Below are 20,966 nucleotides of genomic sequence, written 5' to 3' on the forward strand. Positions count from 1 at the left end.
GTTGAAACTTACTTTCACGACTGCCCGGCGTCAACTGCCAAACCGTGTCCGATGCCCGGCCAGACGGCTGCCCAAACGGCCTGAGCGACGGCGTCGGGATCACCACTGCCGTCGACATGTACCGCATCCGACAGTACGTCCTTGTAGGCCGCATGGCCCGCGTTCAGATAGCCGATGTCCTCGTGGTCGTCGCCGCGCTGCTCGATCCGGTCGTAGGCCAGGTCGGGCGGGACGTCGAGAAAGATGATGACAGCCGGCCGGGGGAACGGGGCATACGCCGCGCGTACCAACCGCTCCAGCCGGTCGCCGCCGCCGTGTGCCCGAATGCTCACGAGCTGGCACGGCGTGTACCGGTCCATCACCGCGATCCGGCCCGTGACCCGGGCCGCCAGCAGCGACCGGGCGATGGCCAGCCAGCGCAGCACCGCCTCGATGACGAGCAGGCCGGGCCGCCCGACCAGGGCCACCGCGTCCTCGCGCCCCAGCCGGCGCGCGATCCGGCCCAGAAAGCGCCGGCCACCCGGGTTGGGGCCGTACCGGGCGGGGATGCCGGCCGCGACCAGGGCCGCGGCCAGGCGGATCGCCTGGGTCGTCTTGCCCGAGCCGTCGATGCCGACCAGGGCGATCACCGACGCACTCGTGCCTGCCATGCACCAGACGCTACCCTGCGCCCGCCACGCGGTGATCCACAGTGCGGGCACGGACACGCTGTGCGATGGCGCGTGCAACTTCCATGGCGCAATGGCGTCCTCGGCTACCGCCCGGAGGCGCTCCCATGGCAGAAGTGCACCATTTCGCGTACGGCTGGTTCAACCCGGTGACCGCGTACCTGATGGCGTTCATCGGCTCGCTGCTCGGCCTGGTCTGCACCGCCCGCGCCCGGCGCGCGCCGAGCGCGGGACGGCGCGCCCGGTGGCTGATCATCGCGGCGCTGTCGATCGGCGGCACCGGCATCTGGCTCATGCACTTCATGGCGATGATCGGCTTCGACGTGCCGGCCAGCCCGGTCCGCTACGACGCGGTCACCACCTTCATCAGCCTGGCGCTCGCCGTCGTCACGGTGGGTATCGGCCTGTTCATCGCCGGGCAGGGGCGCAAGTCGGCGCTGCGGATCGTCGCCGGCGGCGGCTTCACCGGGCTCGGCGTGGTGGCGATGCACTACACCGGCATGGCCGCGATGCGGGTGGCCGGCGACGTCAGCTACGACCTCGGCCTGGTCGGCGCCTCGGTGATGATCGCCGTGGTGGCGGCGACGGTGGCCCTGTGGTTCACGGTGACCGTGTCGGGCATGCGCGCCATCACCGCCGCCGCGGCCGTGATGGGCGTGGCCGTGTGCGGGATGCACTACACCGCGATGGCGGCGGTGCGGATCACCCTGGACACCGACGGCACCGGCGAGGTCGCCGGGCTCAGCCCGTTCGTGCTGATCGTGCCGATCGTGCTGCTGTCGGCGCTGTGCCTGATCGGTGTGATGTTCAGCGCACTGCAGGCCATGACGCAGGAGGAGTTCGACGGCACCGCGCCGGCGCGGGTCGGCCAGCATGCCGCCGTCTCCGGCACCGTCATCCCTGGTCCGCGTGCCGGTGCCGACGCGGGCGCGCCCGTCAACCAGCCGTTCAGCCTGGCCCGCGCGCTGGCCGACCGCAACCGCACCAAGGTGCCCCGCTGACTGTCGCGTCCATATCGGAGGGACGGCGCGGTACGCGCTGATCGGATATAAACACCGGCATGGACGCGACCGCGCCGGCGTACCTCATGACCATGCCCCTGCACGCCATCACCGAGGTGCTCGGCGAGCAGGGGCTGCGCGACCGGTTCCGGCTGGAGATCGAGCGGCTGCCCGACGACGACCGAGCGGTGCTCGAGCAGGCGCTGGAGCTGGCCGCGCGGCTGCACGCCGAGCAGCGGCGGGTGCGCGAGCCCTACCTCAACCACCTGCTGCGCGTCACGATCCGGATCATCCACTACTACCGGATCACCGACCGGGACGTGCTGGTCGCGGCGCTGCTGCACGACTCCGTCGAGGACCAGCCGTGGGGCATCACCGGCCAGCCGCACCGGGGCGGGCCGCCACCGCGGGACCAGGCGCTGGCCGTGCTCGCCGAGCGGTTCGGCCCGCGGGTCGCCTCGCTGGTCGCCGCGGTCACCAACCCGGAGTACGACCTCGACCGCGACAAGGACGAGCAGTACCGCACGCACGTGGTCGAGTCGCTGGACGTCGACCCGTGGGCGCGCGTCATCAAGGTCTCCGACTTCACCGACAACGGCGTGGGCGTCATCCACACCATCGGGCCGAAGGTGCGCCGGGCCGCGACGAAGTACTCCCCGCTGGTGCCCGCCCTGCGCGAGCTGGTCGCCCGGCCGGACACGCCGCTGCTCGGCGAGGTCAAGGCGCACATCTTCGCCCAGTTCGACCTCGCCGAGCAGCGGTTCCAGGCCATTCTCGGCACCAACTAGCGGCCCGGCCTCCCCGTCAGAAGTCCTCGTCGAGGCTGACCGTGCCGCCGACGGCGACCTGGTACGCCGTCACCCGGCGCTCGAAGAAGTTCGCCAGCTCCTGCACGTCCTGCAGCGCCATGAACGGGAACGGGTTGGCCGAGCCGAACCGGGCCGGCAGCCCGAGCCGGGCCAGCCGCTGGTCGGCGACGTACTGCAGGTACTCCCGCATGTCGGCCAGGGTCATCCCGGGCAGCCCGGCGCCGCACAGGTCCTCGGCGAAGGCCAGCTCGGCGTCGACCGCGTCCTCCAGCATCCGGGTCACCGCCTTGCCCATGGCGTCGTCGAACAGCTCCGGCTCCTCGGCGCGCACCGTGTCGACCACCGCGAACGCGAAGTCCATGTGCATCGACTCGTCGCGGAACACCCAGTTGGTGCCCGCCGCCAGCCCGTCCAGCAGGCCGCGCGAGCGCAGCCAGTACACGTACGCGAAGGCGCCGTAGAAGAACAGGCCCTCGATGCAGGCGGCGAAGCAGATCAGGTTCAGCAGGAAGCGCCGCCGGTCGTCGGCCGTGGTCAGCGCGGGCAGGTCGAACACCGAGTCGATCCACTCGAAGCAGAAGTTCGCCTTGCGGGCGATCGACGGGATGTTCTCCACCGCCGCGAACGCCTTGGCCCGCTCCGCGTCGTCGGGCAGGTAGGTGTCCAGCAGGGTCAGGTAGAACTGCACGTGCACCGCCTCCTCGAAGAGCTGGCGGCTCAGGTAGAGCCGGGCCTCCGGGGCGTTGATGTGGCGATACAGGTTCAGCACCAGGTTGTTGGCCACGATGGTGTCGCCGGTGGCGAAGAACGCGACCAGGCGGTTCACCAGGTGCCGCTCCCCCGCCGACAGCCCGGCCAGGTCGGGCAGGTCGTTGCCGAGGTCGACCTCCTCGACGGTCCAGGTGTTGCGGATCGCGGCGCGGTAGCGCTCGTAGAAGTCCGGGTAGCGCATCGGCCGCAGGGTCAGGTCGAGGCCCGGGTCGAGCAGCATCTTCTTCGGGGTGGTCACTGGCATGCCTCGCAGATCTCCGGGTTCTCCAGGTTCAGGTTGATCGGGCTCGCGGCGGTGCGCAGCGTTGCACCCGGCGCGCTCGCCGGAGCGGACGCGGCAGCCGGTCCGGTCGCACGCGACGCGTTAGGAAGGTGCCCTTCCGCTACGGAAAGCGATGGGAGGGTGCCCTTCCTTACCGTGGTCTGGGCGATGGCGGTCGCGGGGCGGGAGCGCAGGTAGTAGGTGGTCTTCAGGCCCTTGCGCCAGGCGTAGGCGTACATCGAGGAGAGCTTGCCGATCTCCGGGGCGGCCATGAACAGGTTCAGCGACTGCGACTGGTCGATGTACGGCATCCGCGCCGCGGCCAGGTCGATCAGCGCCCGCTGCGGCAGCTCCCACGCGGTGCGGAAGCGCCGCCGCAGCTCCGCCGGGATCTCCTCGATGCCCGCCACCGAGCCCTCGGCCGCCAGCACCCGGTCGCGCAGCGCCGCCGTCCACAGGCCCCGCGCCTTCAGCTCGTCCACCAGGTAGCGGTTGACCTGGAGGAACTCGCCCGACAGCGTCTCGCGCTTGAACACGTTGGCCACCGGCGGCTCGATGCACTCGGCGCAGCCCGCGATCGACGCGATGGTCGCGGTCGGCGCGATGGCGATCAGCAGCGAGTTGCGCAGGCCGGTGCGGGCCACCTTCGCGTGCAGCTCGTCCCACGCCCACGGGCGGGTGGACACCGCGTCCGGGAAGTGGTCGGCGTGCAGCACGCCGCGCGCGGCGCGGGTGTCCGCGTACGACGGGTGGGTGCCCAGCTCGGCGGCGAGGTCGGCGCTGGCGTCGTACGCCGCGAGCGCGATCTCCTCGGCCAGCCGGGTGGACAGGGCCAGCGCCTCGGGCGCGTCGAAGTCCAGGCCGAGCGCGAAGAACACGTCGGCCAGGCCCATCACGCCCAGGCCGATCGGCCGCCAGCGGTTGTTGGCCCCGGCCGCTTCGCCGGTCGGGTAGTAGGACAGGTCGATGGTGCGGTCGAGCACCCGCACGGCGGTGCGCACGGTCGAGCGCAGCGCGTCCCAGTCGACGCCGTCCGGGCCGAGGTGCGCGGCCAGGTTGACCGAGCCGAGGTTGCACACGGCGGTCTCGCCGTCGCTGGTGACCTCCAGGATCTCGGTGCACAGGTTCGACAGGTGGACCGTGTTGCCCGCGACGGCGGTCTGGTTGCAGGTGCGGTTGGCCGCGTCCTTGAACGTCATCCAGCCGTTGCCGGTCTGCGCCAGGGTGCGCATCATCCGGCCGTACAGCTCCCGGGCGGGCAGCGTGCGCACGGCCAGCCCGGCGGCCTCGGCGGCGCGGTAGGCGGCGTCGAACTCCTCGCCCCACAGGTCGACCAGCTGCGGCACGTCCTTCGGGTCGAACAGCGACCACGCGGTGTCGGCCTCGACCCGGCGCATGAACTCGTCCGGCACCCAGTTGGCCAGGTGCAGGTTGTGCGTACGCCGGCTCTCCTCGCCGGTCGAGTCACGCAGCTGCAGGAACTCGTCCAGATCGGCGTGCCAGGTCTCCAGGTAGACGCACGCCGCGCCCTTGCGGCGGCCGCCCTGGTTGACCGCGGCCACGCTGGCGTCGAGCGTGCGCAGCCACGGCACGATGCCGTTGGACAGGCCGTTGGTGCCGCGGATCAGCGAGCCCCGGGACCGGATCCGGCTCCACGACACCCCGATGCCCCCGGCGTACTTGGACAGCCGGGCGATCTGGGCGTACCGGTCGTAGATCGACTCCAGCTCGTCGCGCGGCGAGTCGAGCAGGAAGCAGCTGCTCAGCTGCGGGCGCCGGGCACCGGCGTTGAACAGCGTCGGCGAGCTGGGCAGGTAGGCCAGGCGGCTGAGCACGGCGTAGAGCGCGGCGACCTCGGCCACGTCGCCGGGCAGGCGGCGGCCGGCGGTGCCCGCGTCGCCGACCTCGCCCATCAGCCCGCAGGCCACCCGCAGCAGGAAGTGCTGCGGCGTCTCCAGCACCTTGCGGGTGACCGGGTGGCGCAGCAGGTAGCGGTCGTAGACGGTGCGCAGCCCGAAGTACTCGAAGCGGTCGTCGGCGGCCGGGTCGACGAGCCGGTCCAGCTCGGCCGCGTGCGCGGCGACGAACGCGGCCAGGTCGTCGGCGAGCACGCCTGCCGCGTGCCCGGCCCGCACGGAGCTCGCGAAGTCGTGTACGCCCTGGGTGGCCGCCTCCTCGGCGATGTGCACCGCGAGCAGCCGCGCCGCGAGGCGGCTGTACGACGGCTCCCGCACGACCATGGCGGCGGCGGTCTCGATGGCGCGCAGCCGCAGGTCGGCCTCGGTCGCGCCGGGCCATACACCGGCTGCCACCGGGGTGAGGACGGTATTGTGATCCACATCGGGCAGCCCCCGGGCCGCCTCGGCGAGCAGCCGCGCGAGCGACGCGGTGGTGTCAGACGACGTGCTCTCGGGCGACGCGGCCGTGCCGGGCGGCGCGTTCTCGGGCGACGCGGCCAAGCCGGGCGTGGTCTCGCCGGGTGCGCCGGCGTCGGTGGTGGTGTGGAAGGTGGTGCTGGTCAAGGCGTGCGCTCCCCCTCGTCGAAGCGCGGGAGGGCACGCGAACGGCGCTCACCCTCCCCGGGGGGACACGCGCCATCCACCGTGGACCGTCCCGCGCGGCCCGGTGTCCGCGACCGGTCCCGTCCAGCCGGACGGGAGGGTCGTGGGCGCGACACGGGCAGGGCCGTGGCGCGCACGCCGGCAGGTCTTCGGGCTCGTGGGCACGGCCGGGCGGCGCGGCGCGGACGCCGTGCTGCGGAGACCCCCTAGACCGTCGCTTCCCAGGCCGGACCGGCCCAGTGCTGCTCCGCACCCCTCTTCGCGGGAGGGGCGCGGGACGGTTTCGTTCCCACTCACCGCTGCGGGGCAGCTCCGGATTCGCACCGGATTCCCTCTGCGCGGGCCGCGTTCCGGCGGCTCGCGCGGCACCCCTCGACCCGGTGTCCGGTGGACACCGGAGGGGTGGACCAGCGATGCGCTCACACTACATCTAGTGGCATCGCGAGGAAAGCGACCCCATATGAAGTTCGGCGTGTCGTCGATGGTCCACCCCGACGGGCGTCTATGTCCCGCCCTCAGCAGGCGCAGGCGGCGCCGCTCGCGGGTGCGGTGAGCGGGTCCACATCGTGCTTGCGCAACCCGAGCGGGGTCTGCGTGTCGAAGCCCTCGCGCACCCAGTACTCGTACCCGCCGAGCATCTCCTTGACCCGGTAGCCGAGGCGGGCGAAGGCCAGCGCGGCCCGGGTGGCGCCGTTGCAGCCGGGGCCCCAGCAGTAGGTGACCACGACGCTGCCCGCGGGCACCACGGCCGCCGCACGGGCGGCGATCTCCGCGGTGGGCAGGTGCACCGCGCCCGGGAGGTGTCCCTGCTCCCACGCCTCCCGCGAGCGCGAGTCGACCAGGACGAAGCCGGCGGCACCCGAGGCCAGGTCGGCGTGCACGTCGGACACGTCGGCCTCGAACGACAGGCGGGCGGCGAAGTGGGCGGCGGCGACATCGGCGGCGGCGGCCGGGGCGGTGCCGAGTACGGCGGACATGAGCTGCTCCTCTACTGCTCGATCACTGCGTTCATCCTCGCGGTGGCCGGCTGCCGACCACGAGTGGCGGCAACGCCGCTGTTCGCTAAGATCCCGCCATGGGTACGCCGCTGACGCTCCAGACCCGGCCCCGGCACCGGATCGCGGTGCTGGCCTTCGCCGGGATGGCCCCGTTCGAGCTGGGCTGCGTGGTGGAGGTGTTCGGCCTGCCCCGCCCGGAGCTGGACGTGCCGTGGTACGACCTGGACGTCTGTGCCGAGGTCCCCGGCGCGGCGCTGCCCGCGGTGGGCGGGTTCGCCGTCACCGCACAGCACGGCCTGGATGTGCTCGCCGCCGCCGACACGGTGATCGTGCCCGGGGTCGCCGACGTGCGCGCCGAGGTCTCCCCCGCCCTGGTCACGGCGCTGCGTACGGCCGCCGGGCGCGGCGCGCGCCTGGTCTCCATCTGCTCCGGCGCGTTCGCGCTGGCCGCCGCCGGGCTGCTGGACGGCCGGGCGGCCACCACGCACTGGCGCTACGCCGAGCTGCTGCGCGAGCGCCACCCGCTGGTCGAGGTGACGCCGGACGTGCTCTACGTGGACACCGGCCAGGTGGTCACCAGCGCGGGCAGCGCCGCCGGGCTGGACCTGTGCCTGCACCTGGTGCGCCGCGACCACGGCGCCCAGATCGCGAACACGGTGGCCCGGCGGCTGGTGCTGCCGCCGCACCGCGACGGCGGGCAGGCCCAGTTCATCGAGCTGCCCGTGCGCGACGTGGTGGACGACGACGGGGTGGCCCGCGCGATGGCGTGGGCGCTGGACCACCTCACCGAGCCGCTGACGGTCGACGCGCTGGCGGCACGGGCTCGGATGTCGCCGCGCAGCTTCCTGCGCCACTTCGCCCGGCACACCGGCACCAGCCCGATCCGGTGGCTCATCGCGCAGCGGGTCGCGGCCAGCCTGGCCCTGCTGGAGACCTCCGACTCCCCCGTGGAGCAGGTCGCCGCCGCGGTCGGGTTCGACTCGCCGGCCACCTTCCGGCACCACTTCAGCCGGTGCATGCGCACCTCGCCGTCGTCGTACCGGCGCACCTTCCGCGGCCGCGCCTGACTCAGAAGGGCGTGCGGGTCATCTCCACGGTGGACTGCAACCGGCGGGCCTCGGCCAGGTACGCGTCGGACAGGCCGAAGCGCTCGTCGCCGCGGTGCAACTCGCCGAGGCGGCGCGCGGTCTGCGCCTGAGCGCGCCGGTCGCCGATCCGCTCGAAGATCTCCAGCGCCTGGGTGAGCCGCCGCACCGCCACCTCGGGCGCCTCCAGCCCGGCCAGGTCGGTCAGGCAGTACGCCTCGCAGTGCGCGTCGCCGAGCACCGCGAACCGGTCCAGCGCCGCCACCAGGTCGGCGCGGGCGTGCGCCAGGTCACCGCTGCGCAGCCGGACCAGGCCCAGCTGGCGGGTCAGCAGCGCGGTCCGGTGCGCGTCGCCGATCTCCTCGGCGATCCGCAGCCCGGCGCTGAAGTCGCGGTACGCCTCCGCGAGGTCGCCGCGGGCCAGCCGCACCATGCCGAGCGCGCCGAGCGCGTAGGCCTCACCGTGCCGGTGCCCGAGCAGCCGGTACGCCTCCAGCGCCTGGCGGTGGCAGTCCAGCGCCTCGTCCAGCTCGCCGCGGATGCGGTGCCCGGTGCCCAGCCCGGCCAGCGCCGCGGCCTGCCCGCACAGGTTGCCCAGCCGCGCGAACAGCAGGCGGGCCCGGCTGAACGCCTCCGCGGCCTCCTCGTAGTGGTCGCGATACAGGTGCAGCTGACCGAGCCCGCGCAGGGTCACCGCCTCGCCGAGCAGGTTCCCGGCGGCCCGGCAGGCCGACAGCGCGGTGCGGTGGATCTGCTCCCACTCCGCGGTGTGCCCGCCCATGTCGCACCAGGGCACCATGGCGTGCGCCAGCTCCCAGGCCAGATCGGACAGCCCGTTCGCCGCGGCGGCCTCCACCGCGCCGAGCAGCGACTCCCGCTCCGCGGCGAACCAGCGCACCGGGTCGCGGGTCAGCTCCGCCGCCTCCGGCACCGGCCAGCGCGCCGCGACGGTGAGCCCCGGGCCGAACACCTGCGGCGGTAGCCCGCCCGCGGCGCGCTCGGCCAGGCTCAGGTAGCCGCTGAGCGCGCGGGTCAGCGCCGCGCCGATCGCCTCGCCCGGCAGGTCCGGGGCGAGCAGGCCGACCAGCACCGGCAGCCCGTACCGCGTCTGGCCCAGCTCGTCGGGGCCGGTCGGGCGCAGCAGGCGGGCCCGCTCCAGGGCGGCCAGCACCTCCGTCGCCTCCGGACGGCCGAGCAGCGCGGCGGGCACCCAGCACGGCGCCGAGGCCATCCCGAGCCGGGCCAGCCCGCGCAGCACCAGCGCGGCCGCCCCGTCCAGCCGGGTGCCCAGGGCCAGCGGGCCCTCCTCCTCGACGAGCAGCGTGCGGTGCAGCCGGCGCAGCGGCTCGCCCGGCTCCACGCCCAGCTCCTCGGTCAGCGTGCGGCGCGCGGCCGCGTACGTCGCCAGCGCCTCGGCTCGGTGGCCGGCGTCGCGCAGCGCGGTGACCAGCAGCAGCCACGCCTCCTCGCGCAGCGGCTCCTCGGCGACCAGCCGGCGCAGCTCGTCGACGGCGACGGCAGGCTGCCCGGCCTCGATGCGCAGCCGCGCCCGGCTCTGCCGCACCGCGCGGCGCCGCTCGACGAGCCGGTCGATCTCGCTGCGCCACAGCGGCGCGGGGGGCAGGTTCTCCAGCGGCTCGCCGCGCCACAGCGCCAGCGCCGCGTCCAGGCTCTGCGGATCGGTGCCGCGGGCGTGCTCCTCGAAGCGCAGCAGGTCCAGCTCGTCCGGCACCAGTTCGAGCCGGTAGCCGGGCGGCTGGCGGCGCAGCCGGTCGCCGAGGCAGGTGCGCAGGGCGCTGACGTACGTCTGCACGTTCGCCAGCGCGGAGCGGGGCGGGTCGTGCGGCCAGAGCACCTCGATCAGGTGGTCCACGGAGACGGTGCGGCCATGGTGCAGCGCCAGCGTCGCCAGCAGCTGGCGCGGTTTCACTCCGCCCACGTTCGCGGCGACGCCGCCGCGGGACAGCTCGAAGGAACCGAGGATGTGCAGTTCCAGCCGGTCCGACATTCGCCCAACCACCCGCGATCCGTGATCGATTGCCTGAGCCTACGCGTGCTCGGCCGATCGGACCAGAGCACTCGGCTGAACGGCTGTAGTGGTTCTGGAGAATCGTTGGAGAGCCTGTCGCGACGCTGTCCACACCCCACCGCCGGTGGCTCGTCCGACCGGCCCGCCTGACCGGCGGGCCGCCGAGGAGGCGATCCGGCGGGCACCAACGGGTTTCCTGTCCACCATCCACGGAAAGGAACCGGCCACATGCGACCCATCAGGCTCCTGTCCGGTGCCGCCGCGCTGATCCTCGGCATCGCGAGCTCCGTCCTGCTCGCCGCGCCGGCGCAGGCCGCGCCCGCGTTCCAGCTGCCCTTCCCCTGCGGCCAGACCTGGAACGGCAACAGCACCAACAGCAGCGCCCACGTCTCCTGGGAGATCGACTTCAATCGCGGCTCGACCGCGACGGCCGATCTGGGCGACACCGTGGTCGCGGCCGCGGCGGGCACCGTCGAGGTCTCCGCGCACCAGGGCTCCGTCAACGGCTACGGCAACCTGGTCGTCATCGACCACGGCGGCGGCTACTTCACCTACTACGCCCACCTCGACAGCCGGGCGGTGGTCGCCGGGCAGTCCGTGCTGCGCGGGCAGGCCATCGGCGCCCTGGGCAACACCAGCAAGCCGGGCAACGGCATCTCGCCCCACCTGCACTACGAGGTGCGCTACCCGGACCGCTCCCAGTCGCACATCATCAAGGCCGTCTTCAACGGCAGCACGTTCGGGTACGGCTCGGCCAACGTGACCAGCAACAACTGCGCCACGTCGTACGACCCGGCGGAGGTGTGCGGCGCCGGCTTCCAGATCATCGACTCGGTGAAGCTGGGCAGCGCGGGCACCGCGAACCTGCTGTGGAAGGGCTCGACCGGCCAGAACTGCACCGTGACCCTGAAGACGGCGAGCGTCGGCACGGCCACCGCCACCAGTTCCTTCCTGGAGCCGCAGGGAGCGAGCAGAACCACCGACTCCGGCAGCTACTCGTACTACGCCGGGCCCGTCGTCCGCACCGCCCCCAGCTGTGTCAAGTGGGGCGGCAGCGCCGGCGGCAACAGCTACACCTCCGCATTCGAACACTGCGCGTGACCCTCTCACCCCCGAGGAGACCCCCCATGCTCAAGCGCGTCCTGGGGCTGGCCACCGCCGCCCTGGCCATCGGCGCGGCGGTGCTGGTCGAGGCCACACCGGCCATGGCCGCCCCCACGTTCAAGGTCCCGTTCCCGTGCAACCAGGTCTGGTCCGGCCAGACCCGCACCAACCACAGCCCCGCCAACGCCATCGACTTCAACCGCACCGACGACCAGGGCGACCCCGTCGTGGCCAGCGCCCCCGGCACCGTCGACGTGGTCACCAACCTGGGCGACACCAGCTACGGCAAGTACGTCCGGATCAACCACGGCAGTGGCTACACCACGTACTACGCGCACCTGAACTCGTTCAACGTGTCCGTGGGCCAGACCGTCAAGTACGGCACCGTCATCGGGTACGTCGGCACCACCGGCGGCTCGACCGGCCCCCACCTGCACTACGAGCAGCGCTCCGGCGGCTCCGCCATCCAGATCAAGTTCAACGGCGTGACCGCCCTCTACTGGGGCACCAAGAACTACACCAGCGACAACGGCTGCGGCGGTGGGGCGGCGCAGGGCACCGTCAACACCGCGGGCTCGCCGCTGACCGTGCGCTCGGGCCCCGGCACCGGCTACGCCTCGGTCGGCACCGTCAACGACGGCGCCACCGTCTCGATCCAGTGCCAGACCACCGGCACCACGGTCACCGGCACGTACGGCACCAGCAACATCTGGGACCGGATCGGCTCCGGCCGCTTCATCTCGGACGCCTACGTCTACACCGGATACGACGGCTTCATCCCCGGCGTCCCCCGCTGCTAGGCAAGGAAGGGCACCTTCTTAACGCTATACGGGGTAGACCCGCATCCGCACGTTTGTGCGGATGCGGGTCTACCGTCGCGGTGGCGGTGTCGATTACGGCTGTTTGATCTTGTTTGGCGATGGCGGCCGCTGCGGTGGGGCCGTCTCCGGCGAGTGTGATCTTGATGGTGGCGGCGGTGCGGCTGGTCATGATCACTTGGAGTCGGAGTGCTTCGTAGAGCTGTCTCTGCACCTCGGTCGGCAGCTCGGCCAGGTTGACGGCGGTGGTGGTGGGGATGGCGTCCAGCAGAGTGGTGTCCTGTGCCGGGCTGTCCAGGATCTTGGCCTGTAGGCCGGTGATGCGTTCGGCGACGTCGAGTCGTTCGGTTTCGAGTTCGCGGTGGCGGGTGCGGATCTGCTGTCGCCAGGTGCGGTCGTCGGGGTCGGCTTGTTCGAGGTCGATGGTCAGGTTCTTCTGGCGCCGTTCGATGTCGGTGAGGTGACGTCGGGCGGCTTCGATCGCGGCCTGCTGTTTGGCGTGTTCGGCAGCTGGTGCGGCGGCGATCTGGTCGGCGAGCAGTTGGGCGCGTTCGGGGCTGAACACGCGGCGGGTGATGGCGTCGTTGACGGCTTGCAGGATGGATTCCTCCCTGATGTAGACGGTGCCGGGGTGTGCTGGGGCGCGGTCGGTGAGCTGGTCGTCGCTGTTGCGGGGTCCGCGGCAGGTGAGGTAGCGGCGGCCGTTGTTGTCTTTGCCGACCATGCGCCGGTGGCATTCGGGGCAGCGGACGTAGCCGCGCAGGCTGTAGGTGGTCTTGGTCGCGGGGTGGCTGTTGGGCTGGTTGCCGCTGCGGGATCCGCTGCGGCCGAGGTCGATCATCTGGGCCTGCCGGTAGGTGTGCAGGTCGATCAGCGGTTCGTGGGTGATGGTGGGCGACCAGATCCACTCGGAGGGGCGGACCGGGCGCTTGCGCTTCTTGCGGCGCACGGTGACGCCTTCGCGGTAGGTGGAGCGATTCCACACCATGTGGCCGGTGTACTTGGGGTTGGCGAGCATGTCGCGCACGACCGGCCACCGCCAGCGCCGCTCGCCGTGCTCGCGGGTGGGGATGGGTGGCGGGTAGCGGTCGGGGTCGGCGTTGAACAGGTCGGCGATCTCCCGGTAGGTCTTGGCGTCGTTCACGCGCAGCATGAACATCTCGGTGATCACCTCGCCGCGTTGCGGGTCGGCCACCAGGCGGGTCTTGGTCGCTCCTTGAGCGGCCCGCGCGGCGGCGGGGTGGCGTTCGCGGGCGGGCAGGTAGCCGTAGGGTGCGCGGCCGATGTTGTACCCGGCTTTGGTGTGTTCAGCGGTGCCCTCCCAGGCCAGTTCCATGGTCTGGATCGCGAACATCTCGCCGAAGGCCTGCTTGACCCGCCGGATCAGGATCTTGGTGGCCTTGCGGCCGGACTTGCTCTCGCCCTCGTCGACGGCGATGAGTTCGACACCGAACTGCTGCAGTTCGTGCTCGATCTTGGTGTTGTAGTACACGACGCGGGCCAGCCGCTCGGCGCTTTCGCAGATGACCAGGTCGAAGGCGCGGTCCTTGCGGCCGGCTTCCTGGAGCATCTCGTGCATGCCGCCGTCGCGCTGGTGCGGGACGTTGAAGCGGGCCAGTAGTTCGTCGGTGCCCTCGCCTCGGTCGTCGAACTCCATGCGACCGGACTCCACGTCGATGAAGATCCGGGTGATCACCATCAGCGGCAGGATCCGCTTCTTGCAGTTCTCGAACTGCCGGTTGATCGACCCGGCGACATCCTGCAGCTCGCTGGCGGACACCCGGAACAGCAGTGCGACGTTGAGAACCTGGCCTGGCACCAGGGGCGAGATGCTGGTCCAGGGCGTGGGGTGGGAGTCTGGGCGCGGACCGAAGACTTCCGGGCCCAGGGGTGGGCGCTCTTCTTCTGGCTGGCTGTTCATGCCAGCACCTCCTTGATCATCTGATGTGCGGTGGGATGGTTCGCCGGTCGAGGCGACCTCGGTGGGTGCCTCGACCGGCGCTGGGTCAGTGCCGTTGCCGACGGCCGCGCTGGCGGCGGGCCGAGCCGCCCATCTGCCGGTGGTCGTGTCGGCCGGACTCGTCGTCGAGGTGGATCTTGTCGGCGAATCCGTTCAGCACGGACGCGGGCAGACGCTCGCGGGCCTGCCCGGACGCTGCCGGGGTGGCCGGGTCGTCGGGAGGGCGACCCGCCCGGGTCAGGACGACCGCCGCGAGGGGCGGTCGTTGAGCGGTGGACGGGTTTTCGTGCGGGGTCGGCCGGGAACCGGTGTCGGCGGTGGGCCGGGGGCTCAGTTCTCGGCGGTGTTGCGGCTGGCTAGCCATGCCAGCACCTCCTTGATCGCCAGGGTTTGTTCGTGTTGAAGGCGGGCTGCTCGCGGGCCGGTGACCGTGGTGATCTCGACGGTGGCCTCGATCGGCTCGGGCCGGCGCTGGGTCTTGTCGCGGCGCGGGCAGCGCTGTGGGCTGGCCGGGCCGGGTTCTGGGGTGGTGATGTCAGCCTCCACATGCCGGTGGGATAGGTCGGGCGTGTGCGGTTGCTGCGCATCCGGTTCCTCCTCGTGATCGGGGTGCCGTGCCGCCTTTCGCGGGCGGTGGTCTGGTGGTGAACGGGAAATAGGGCCGGTGTCGCACCGGCGGTACGCGGGGTCGGGGCCGCCATGGCCCCACCGCGCGGTCCATTGACGCTCTGCTTGCCGACGTGTTCAAGCCCGGCGCGGGTGCGGCAGGCCAGCCGTCGTATCGCAGCTCGTGGATATTGCGGCGTCGGTCGGAATGGGGCCGACCTGGTCGGCGGTCGGCGACGGGCGGGTGGTCGTGGGCGCGCGGCATCGGCCCGGTTCGCGGGCGTGCGTGTCGCGGCGGCGACGGTCCGGGCCGGTGGCGGCCTGGGCTGGTGGTGCTGCCCGTCGTGGGCGGATCGTGCGTGGTGGTGCCACGCGGCCCGCTGCCGACCCTCGGGTGGGCGGCGGGCTCGTGGACCTGCACGGTTGCGCTCGTGTCGGTGGTGCTGCCCGGTCCGGGCGGGTGTTCCGTTGTGGTGGCCGGTGCTCCGCTCAGATCACCCGCTGGGGGTCCCTGTCGGGCCTGCGCACCCGGAACTCCCGCGCATTGCGGGATGGTGCCGGTGGGCTTGACAATTCAAGTGCCTCCACCATGGCTCGGCCCGCTGACAGCGCAAGATCGCCGAAAGCGCGCTGAGCTGCACTGTCAGCGAATCGCCGATTTTTGTCAGCGAATTTGTTCAAGATTCTTTCGCTGGCGGGGTGACGCCCGGCACAATCGCGCGATGACAGTTCGCCTCGTAGCGGCCCTGGTGGCGGTGCTGGCGGTTTCGGGGTGCTCGGCCGAGCCTGACCCCAACGCCGTGGCCGCCGCCAAGTGCCACCTGCCGCTGAGCCAGCACCTTGGGCTGACGGCCGAGCAGCGGCTGTCCACGGGCCAGGTCGCGGTGAGAGACCTGGGCGAGGGCCGCCGGGAGGTATCCGGTCCGTTCTCGGTCACGCCCGGTGGCAGGGTCGGCGGCTTCGTATGCGTCGTGGCCCCCGACGCCGGCGACAAGCTCCGCGGCCTGCGCGTGGAGTCCCTGCGCGTCGAATAGCGCCTCGCGGATACGACCTCCGTGCCCATATCTGCGCTGCGGGAGCCACGGCTTGGGTCGTGGCGATGTGCGACCGTCGCGGCTGATCAGCGCGGTCGGTAACCACTCCGGTCGTAACCTCCATTCCTTTCCAGCCCCCGGGGAGAACTCCCGATAGGGAGTCTGACTTCCACCGGCGGCCCTTGAACGCCTGTCAGTGCAGGCAGGTGGGCGTTGACGACCGCGACCCTGGTCGATCTTGGGCGACGGCTGCCCGACGACCAGCCCGACAGCAGACCGACATGCGAACGACAGCGAAGGACTCCGATACACGGTTGCTGTGGGTGAGGTTCCCCGGCGGTACCGCCGCCAGGGAACCTCCATCCTCAGTGGGCTGACTCTGGCTCGGCGGCAGCGCGGTCGTGGCGGCGGTCGCGGGCGCGTGCGAACGGCCGGTCGGCGACCGTGGCCGCGCCGCGGGCCGGGTCGTAGGCGGCGCAGCCCGCGTTACGGTCCTTGGCGTCGTGCATCGCGAGGTCGGCCTGGTGCGGCAGCAGCGACAGGTCCATGCCGGGCCGGTGTTCGGCCACGCCGATCGACATGGACAGGGTCAGGGTGGTGCCGTCGGGTAGCGGCATCGGCGTGGAGGCGATGAGGTGGCGCAGGTGCTCGGCGTTGACGAGGCTGTCGTCGAGGCTCGCGGGCCAGGCGAAGACGAACTCGTCGCCGTGCAGCCGCCACACGGCAGTGCCGGGTGCCAGGGTGCGGAGTACGGCGGCGATGTGGCGCAGTGCGCGGTCGCCGGTGGCGTGGCCGTGGTCGTGGTTGAGCTGCTTGAACCGGTCGAGGTCGGCGAAGGCGACGCACACCGGCCTCCTGCTGCCGAGCATCGCGGCGATACGGGTCTCGGCGTCGGCGCGGTTGGGCAGGCCGGTGAGAGCGTCGAGGTGACGCGCCCGCCACAACTGCTCATCACGCTGGCGCAGCCTGCCGACCAGCGCCTTGCGCTGGCGCCGTCCGGCGGCCCAGCCGCCGAGAACCGCGAGCGTCAGCAGGCCGAGCAGGGTCGTGGTGTGGCACATTCGGAGTGCTCCTCTTCGTCAGGAGCGCCGAAGGCGGCAGGGCTGGCAGGCTTGCTGCCGCCTTCGGGCTACACGGGTCGAGCCGACGGCCAGTGGCCGTCGGCGTCATGGGCGCTCGGACGGCCGCCGAGGTCAAGTGGTCGACGGCCGGCAAGTGCCGCAGCCGGGCTGACGTGGGCTCCTGCTACCTGCGTTTGCGCCGCTCCAGCACCACCGGGGCGTACTGCCACGTCGCCAAAGCGTGGTCGTAGAGCGCGCGCAGTTCGATGAGCCGGTGCAGGCCACGCCGGCCTGGGATCGACCAGATCCGGTCGGCGGGGGTGTCTACGGGACTGAGCCGGTCGGCGGCGACGGTCGCCACCGGCACGGGCGTGTGCAGGTCGCCGATCCGCTCGTGCAGGGCCGCCTCCCGGCGGGCGGAGTGTAGCCGGAACAGCAGCGGCCAGGGCGGGGCTTCGCTATAGGTGATCGCCTCCTGATATCTCTCGATCTTGCCGGTGAGCACCGACAACTGCTCGGTGCCGGTGTCGTACTCGAACAGCAGCGCCACGAACGTGTCCTGTTCGCTCCACTCGGCGTAGCCGTCGGGCTGCAGGTACACGCGCGCGGACCGGCCGGGCTCGGGGTCCCAGCGCAGCAGCCGCGCGGGCGGGTTACGGCGGGCGTGCCCGGCCAGGTCGGTGAAGAAGCCGTTGACTCCGGCGGTGTGGGCGTGGTTGCGGCTGGTGGCCAGCCGGTGGCGGCGCGCGGCGGTCTCGGCGGGCCGTGGCGGTTTTAGGCCGTAGGACGCGGCCACCAGCAGCGCACCGGGATGCGCAAGGACGTAGGACCACGGGTAGGTGCCTCCGTCGGGGCGGTGCGGCCGGAACCGGTCGATCACCTTCATCTGCATCAGCTCCAGCAGCCGATGCTGGGCGGTGCGCGGCGACGGGAACAGCGCCGTGGTGACCTGCGGGGTGGTCAGCACCCCGTGGTCGAACAGCCAGCACAGCAGCGTCCAGTCCCGGTCGGTCAGCCGGGACTGCACCCGCAGGACGATGTCATCGCTAGTTTTCATACGGCACCCCGCCCAGGGGAGAACCCACCTGGGTTATCGGGCTCATCCGGCCCGACCCGTGAAGTGGGCAAACGCTGCGGCGTCGCGCATGTCAGTGGGTACGGCTGCGGGTTCGTCTCAAGACGAGCCCACACCCGAGGCCGTACCCGAACGCCCCGGCGGCGATCCCGCCGCGACGGCTCGGCCACGCTGTCAGTGATCACCGACCGGTGAGCGGTATCGCACGGCGGCGTAAGCGCGCCGGAAAGGAAGGTTGCTGCTGCCGCGGCGGTGGTCATCGGTATCGTGGTCATGTCGTTGCTCCCTGTCTTCGAAGAAGATGTGGACCTGCCCCCGCCCGGTCGGGCCGAGGGGTTGGGTCGCCTGTGTGCAACGCCGGGCCGGTGCCGACGGGGCGTGTGATCAGCGGTGCTGCGGCCTAGAGCACAGGCGCTGTCAGGAAATCGAGCGATTCGGACAGTGGACTGCTGGCGCTGTCAGCGCTACTCTCCGCCCAGCCCGGCGAGGGCTACGAGACGGCGTCCTCCAGGTTGGACGGCGCTCCGCTGGCGGTGGTACCTCGTACGTGGCGCATGAGGTCGTTGGCGGTGGCGTTGGACAAGGCATGACCCTGGGCGCGCAGCCGCCGGGCCACGCTCGCCCGCGACACCGCCTCGCCCGCTGCCGTCAACTCTCGCGCCGCCGCCAGCGCGGATGGCAGCAGCGCGGCCACCTCCGGGTCGATGTCCGGGCCTGCGGGACTGGTCCCGGACCGGTCCGCCACCCCACCGGGCTCGTGCCCGGAAGCGGGTGGTGTGCCGTCGGCGCGGCCCATCGCGATCTTCACCATGGCCAGGAACCCCACCGCCGGGAGCATCGCGGCCAGCCACCCGATGACCGACCGCTCGGCCTCCACGACCTGCGCCGCCAGCGACAGCAACACCGCCACCACCAGCACCGACGCCGGGAAGAACACGCCCAGTCCGAGTCGTTTGCGCCGCCGCAGCTCCAGTCCCGACGCCACGGACATCAGCTCCAAGATGACCGCATCCGCCCAGGCCAGCCAGCCTGGCTGGCCGTGCTCCTCGGCGACATCGTGAACGTGGGTGAACGACGCCGCCGCAGCGGCCAACCCGATCGCCAGCATGATCAGGATCTGAACCCGGTCCTCTGTTCGGTGTCCGACCACGGTCCGCGCGGTCCGGGCGTCCTGGCCTGCTGGGGACGGGGCCCCGGCCGGGTCGCGCACACGGGACAACGGAACAGGTTGTTGCAAGGTCATCACTGCCTCCAGAAGAGAAGAAGAGCCAGCCCGCACCGAGAACCGGTGCGGGCTGGCCACGAACACGCTCTGCGCATCCCGAAGCCCGAGGCGCGCAGCACTTCTACCTATGGGACAGGCGCGGCCTGCCCCCGGATTCGACCGCCTGTGACGCACGGCACAGGATGTCCGTTCACGGGTTGGGCTTCGGACGTCAGGCAGATGACGTCTGATCTGGACGCGGGCAACAAACGGGCTACGCGCACACCGTCCAGCGGGCATGATCAGTCGATGAAGTCGCTCACCGGGACCTGATGTACGTCGCGGCGACCTACCAGCGCTCCCATCCCTCCTACGCCGACGACCGATCGGCGTGGCTGGCCTGGACGCCGCCGCGCGGCACCGACGCCACCGCGGGGGCTCCGTGGCCATCGCTGAGTTCTGTGCCGCGACCGGCGCTGGACACGGCTGGGCGCGCTCGTGGCGGCGGACCTGCCGGGAGCGACTGAGCTGACCGACCGTGGCGGATCCCAAACGGCGGTGGTGGCGGCAGCCGCACCGGCGATCAACGAACATGAGCGCGACTCGGCATGTCGGCTAGGTCAACGCCGAAGGCGGGGCCAGAATCGAGCAGATGACTGCGGTAGATCCCGTATTCGTCCGAGACGGACCCCTGCTGGACTGGTTCGGCAACGTCTTCGACGCACTGACCTGGATCATCCCGGTAGGCAGCCTCGGCGGCGGCCTGCCGCACACCTCCATGACGCCGATACGGCTCAGCGGACATCTCCTCGACCCAGCCACCACCCTCGACGAGGTCGACCGAATCTGGGCGCGCGTCGTACTGAGCTCCCGCGATCCCGCGACAGGCCCGCGGATGCGGCTGGTCGCGCTAGGACTGGCCCTACCGGGGCTGATGGGATGGCGCGCGAAGGTCAGGCCGTACGACCCCGTTCAGCGCGCCGACCTCGACGCCGACCTGGCCCACGGCTTCCTGCGGCGCCTGGCCGTCATCGACCCGACCGCCACGAACCTTCCCGGCAGGCTCCTCGACACCGCCACGGCCGCCGCCGGCCGCCGCCTCACCGTCCACCTGACGCGACCCACCCCGACCGAATCCGTGCAGCTGTCCGCTCCACTACCCGACCAGTCAGATGCCCCGCGCCAGGCCCTTTACGAGGCGGCCGAGCAGATGCGCGCCAGCGGCAACCGCCTGGCCGCAACGGATGTCGAACTGATCGCCGCGACCCGCCTCGACGGACACCGACTGGCCGATGCAGCCCGCGCCCTGGGCATCGCTGTCCCGGCCGCCTACAAACGCCGACAGCGCGCCGAAGCCCGCCTCGCCGCCCACCTCACCGACGTGAACGCCACGGCCCGTCCGGAGGCGGCGGCGGCGACAGCGACTCGTCCACCGGCGGCAATCCCCGCCCAGCGCGCACCAGAGCCGACACCAGCGCCTTCAGCTCCATCTGCCAGCTGAAGTCCAGATCGACCCGCAGCACGGCCGCAGTCCCGTCGATGAGCAGCAACACCGGCCCGCCCGAGCGCGCGACCACCGACCACGACGGGCCGTGCGCCAGCACGACCACACCCGCGACACCATTGCTGACCTGAACATGATCGGTCAAAGGGCGCGAGTGGGCGAGGTCGAACGCGTCAGTGATCACGTCGGCGGCACCCGGCCGCCTGTCGATGTCGACCGCGACCGACTCCAGCCGTCCGCGTGCGCCCTGATCCCACAACGCCGCGCTGCATTGCGTCATCTCCGTGGCCAATGCGCTGCCCAGCGCCTCCCGCCGCGCCCGGTCCATCACCGCGCCCGGTCGCTCCGCCTGCCCACCTGCCATGCTCACAGCTTCCCATCGCTCGGCCCGCAAGCCCAAGTCTTGCTGCGGTGCG

At 71.8% G+C, this 20,966-nt stretch carries 18 protein-coding genes and 1 riboswitch; of the genes, 7 read left to right on the top strand and 11 right to left on the bottom strand.

The annotated features are described in order from the left end of the window. Window positions 1-14 precede the first annotated feature (14 nt). On the bottom strand, window positions 15-650 hold the full coding sequence (locus tag AB0J67_RS13550; RefSeq protein WP_363481045.1) for a thymidylate kinase: 636 nt from the start codon (window positions 648-650) through the stop codon (window positions 15-17). A gap of 125 nt (window positions 651-775) precedes the next feature. Here AB0J67_RS13550 and AB0J67_RS13555 point away from each other — a divergent pair, with 125 nt between their 5' ends. Both AB0J67_RS13555 and AB0J67_RS13560 read left to right on the top strand, forming a co-directional pair. After that, entirely contained in the window at window positions 776-1,669 is an 894-nt protein-coding gene (locus AB0J67_RS13555; RefSeq protein WP_363480978.1) for an MHYT domain-containing protein, read from the top strand. A gap of 59 nt (window positions 1,670-1,728) precedes the next feature. Then, on the top strand, window positions 1,729-2,457 hold the full coding sequence (locus AB0J67_RS13560; protein WP_363480981.1) for an HD domain-containing protein: 729 nt from the start codon (window positions 1,729-1,731) through the stop codon (window positions 2,455-2,457). A gap of 16 nt (window positions 2,458-2,473) precedes the next feature. On the opposite strand, the gene AB0J67_RS13565 is transcribed toward AB0J67_RS13560, so the two are convergent. The 3 genes from AB0J67_RS13565 to AB0J67_RS13575 form a co-directional block, all read right to left on the bottom strand. After that, window positions 2,474-3,493 carry a ribonucleotide-diphosphate reductase subunit beta gene (locus AB0J67_RS13565; RefSeq protein WP_363480984.1) on the bottom strand — a complete coding sequence of 340 codons (1,020 nt, stop codon included), beginning with the start codon at window positions 3,491-3,493 and terminating at the stop codon, window positions 2,474-2,476. Next, window positions 3,484-5,859, bottom strand: a complete 2,376-nt coding sequence (locus AB0J67_RS13570) for a ribonucleoside-diphosphate reductase subunit alpha (protein ID WP_363481048.1) — start codon at window positions 5,857-5,859, stop codon at window positions 3,484-3,486. Before AB0J67_RS13570 ends, AB0J67_RS13565 begins: the two co-directional genes overlap by 10 nt. A gap of 356 nt (window positions 5,860-6,215) precedes the next feature. Beyond that, window positions 6,216-6,408, bottom strand: a riboswitch (cobalamin riboswitch). A gap of 179 nt (window positions 6,409-6,587) precedes the next feature. Beyond that, window positions 6,588-7,049 (bottom strand): rhodanese-like domain-containing protein, encoded by a 462-nt coding sequence (locus tag AB0J67_RS13575; protein WP_363480987.1) that lies wholly within the window; start codon window positions 7,047-7,049, stop codon window positions 6,588-6,590. Between the two features lie 98 nt (window positions 7,050-7,147). Between AB0J67_RS13575 and ftrA the strand changes: the two genes are divergently transcribed. Further along, window positions 7,148-8,137 (top strand): transcriptional regulator FtrA, encoded by a 990-nt coding sequence (gene ftrA / locus AB0J67_RS13580; RefSeq protein ID WP_363480990.1) that lies wholly within the window; start codon window positions 7,148-7,150, stop codon window positions 8,135-8,137. A 1-nt stretch (window position 8,138) separates the two neighbouring features. Here the strand turns inward: ftrA and AB0J67_RS13585 are convergent, their stop codons facing one another. Beyond that, window positions 8,139-10,163 carry a BTAD domain-containing putative transcriptional regulator gene (locus AB0J67_RS13585; protein ID WP_363480993.1) on the bottom strand — a complete coding sequence of 675 codons (2,025 nt, stop codon included), beginning with the start codon at window positions 10,161-10,163 and terminating at the stop codon, window positions 8,139-8,141. Window positions 10,164-10,412: 249 nt separating this feature from the next. Between AB0J67_RS13585 and AB0J67_RS13590 the strand changes: the two genes are divergently transcribed. After that, window positions 10,413-11,285 (top strand): M23 family metallopeptidase, encoded by an 873-nt coding sequence (locus AB0J67_RS13590; protein ID WP_363480996.1) that lies wholly within the window; start codon window positions 10,413-10,415, stop codon window positions 11,283-11,285. 26 nt (window positions 11,286-11,311) lie between these two features. Next, a complete protein-coding gene (locus tag AB0J67_RS13595) occupies window positions 11,312-12,088 on the top strand; it encodes a peptidoglycan DD-metalloendopeptidase family protein (protein ID WP_363480999.1) in 777 nt (258 codons plus the stop codon). Here the strand turns inward: AB0J67_RS13595 and AB0J67_RS13600 are convergent. The 3 genes from AB0J67_RS13600 to AB0J67_RS13610 all read right to left on the bottom strand — a co-directional run bounded on the left by AB0J67_RS13600 (window position 12,063) and on the right by AB0J67_RS13610 (window position 14,612). Then, window positions 12,063-14,027 (bottom strand): recombinase family protein, encoded by a 1,965-nt coding sequence (locus AB0J67_RS13600; RefSeq protein WP_363481003.1) that lies wholly within the window; start codon window positions 14,025-14,027, stop codon window positions 12,063-12,065. The genes AB0J67_RS13595 and AB0J67_RS13600 overlap by 26 nt on opposite strands. 85 nt (window positions 14,028-14,112) lie before the next feature. Then, window positions 14,113-14,430, bottom strand: coding sequence for a hypothetical protein (locus AB0J67_RS13605; RefSeq protein WP_363481006.1), 318 nt, complete (start codon window positions 14,428-14,430; stop codon window positions 14,113-14,115). Next, a complete protein-coding gene (locus AB0J67_RS13610; protein ID WP_363481009.1) occupies window positions 14,397-14,612 on the bottom strand; it encodes a hypothetical protein in 216 nt (71 codons plus the stop codon). Before AB0J67_RS13610 ends, AB0J67_RS13605 begins: the two co-directional genes overlap by 34 nt. A gap of 782 nt (window positions 14,613-15,394) precedes the next feature. Here AB0J67_RS13610 and AB0J67_RS13615 point away from each other — a divergent pair. Beyond that, window positions 15,395-15,706 (top strand): hypothetical protein, encoded by a 312-nt coding sequence (locus tag AB0J67_RS13615; protein ID WP_363481012.1) that lies wholly within the window; start codon window positions 15,395-15,397, stop codon window positions 15,704-15,706. Window positions 15,707-16,071: 365 nt separating this feature from the next. Here the strand turns inward: AB0J67_RS13615 and AB0J67_RS13620 are convergent, their stop codons facing one another. From AB0J67_RS13620 to AB0J67_RS13630, 3 genes are all read right to left on the bottom strand, one after another. After that, the gene (locus AB0J67_RS13620; RefSeq protein WP_363481015.1) at window positions 16,072-16,767 is read right to left on the bottom strand and encodes a GGDEF domain-containing protein; all 696 of its coding nucleotides are present in this window, start codon (window positions 16,765-16,767) and stop codon (window positions 16,072-16,074) included. A gap of 184 nt (window positions 16,768-16,951) precedes the next feature. Further along, window positions 16,952-17,824, bottom strand: a complete 873-nt coding sequence (locus tag AB0J67_RS13625; protein WP_363481018.1) for a replication-relaxation family protein — start codon at window positions 17,822-17,824, stop codon at window positions 16,952-16,954. 508 nt (window positions 17,825-18,332) lie between these two features. Continuing rightward, entirely contained in the window at window positions 18,333-19,151 is an 819-nt protein-coding gene (locus AB0J67_RS13630) for a DUF2637 domain-containing protein (protein WP_363481021.1), read from the bottom strand. Window positions 19,152-19,698: 547 nt separating this feature from the next. Between AB0J67_RS13630 and AB0J67_RS13635 the strand changes: the two genes are divergently transcribed. Beyond that, window positions 19,699-20,547: a hypothetical protein gene (locus AB0J67_RS13635; protein WP_363481024.1), complete on the top strand. Its 849-nt coding sequence runs from the start codon at window positions 19,699-19,701 to the stop codon at window positions 20,545-20,547. Window positions 20,548-20,966: the final 419 nt, after the last annotated feature.

Source organism: Catellatospora sp. NPDC049609, from assembly GCF_040675365.1.
GTDB lineage: Bacteria > Actinomycetota > Actinomycetes > Mycobacteriales > Micromonosporaceae > Catellatospora.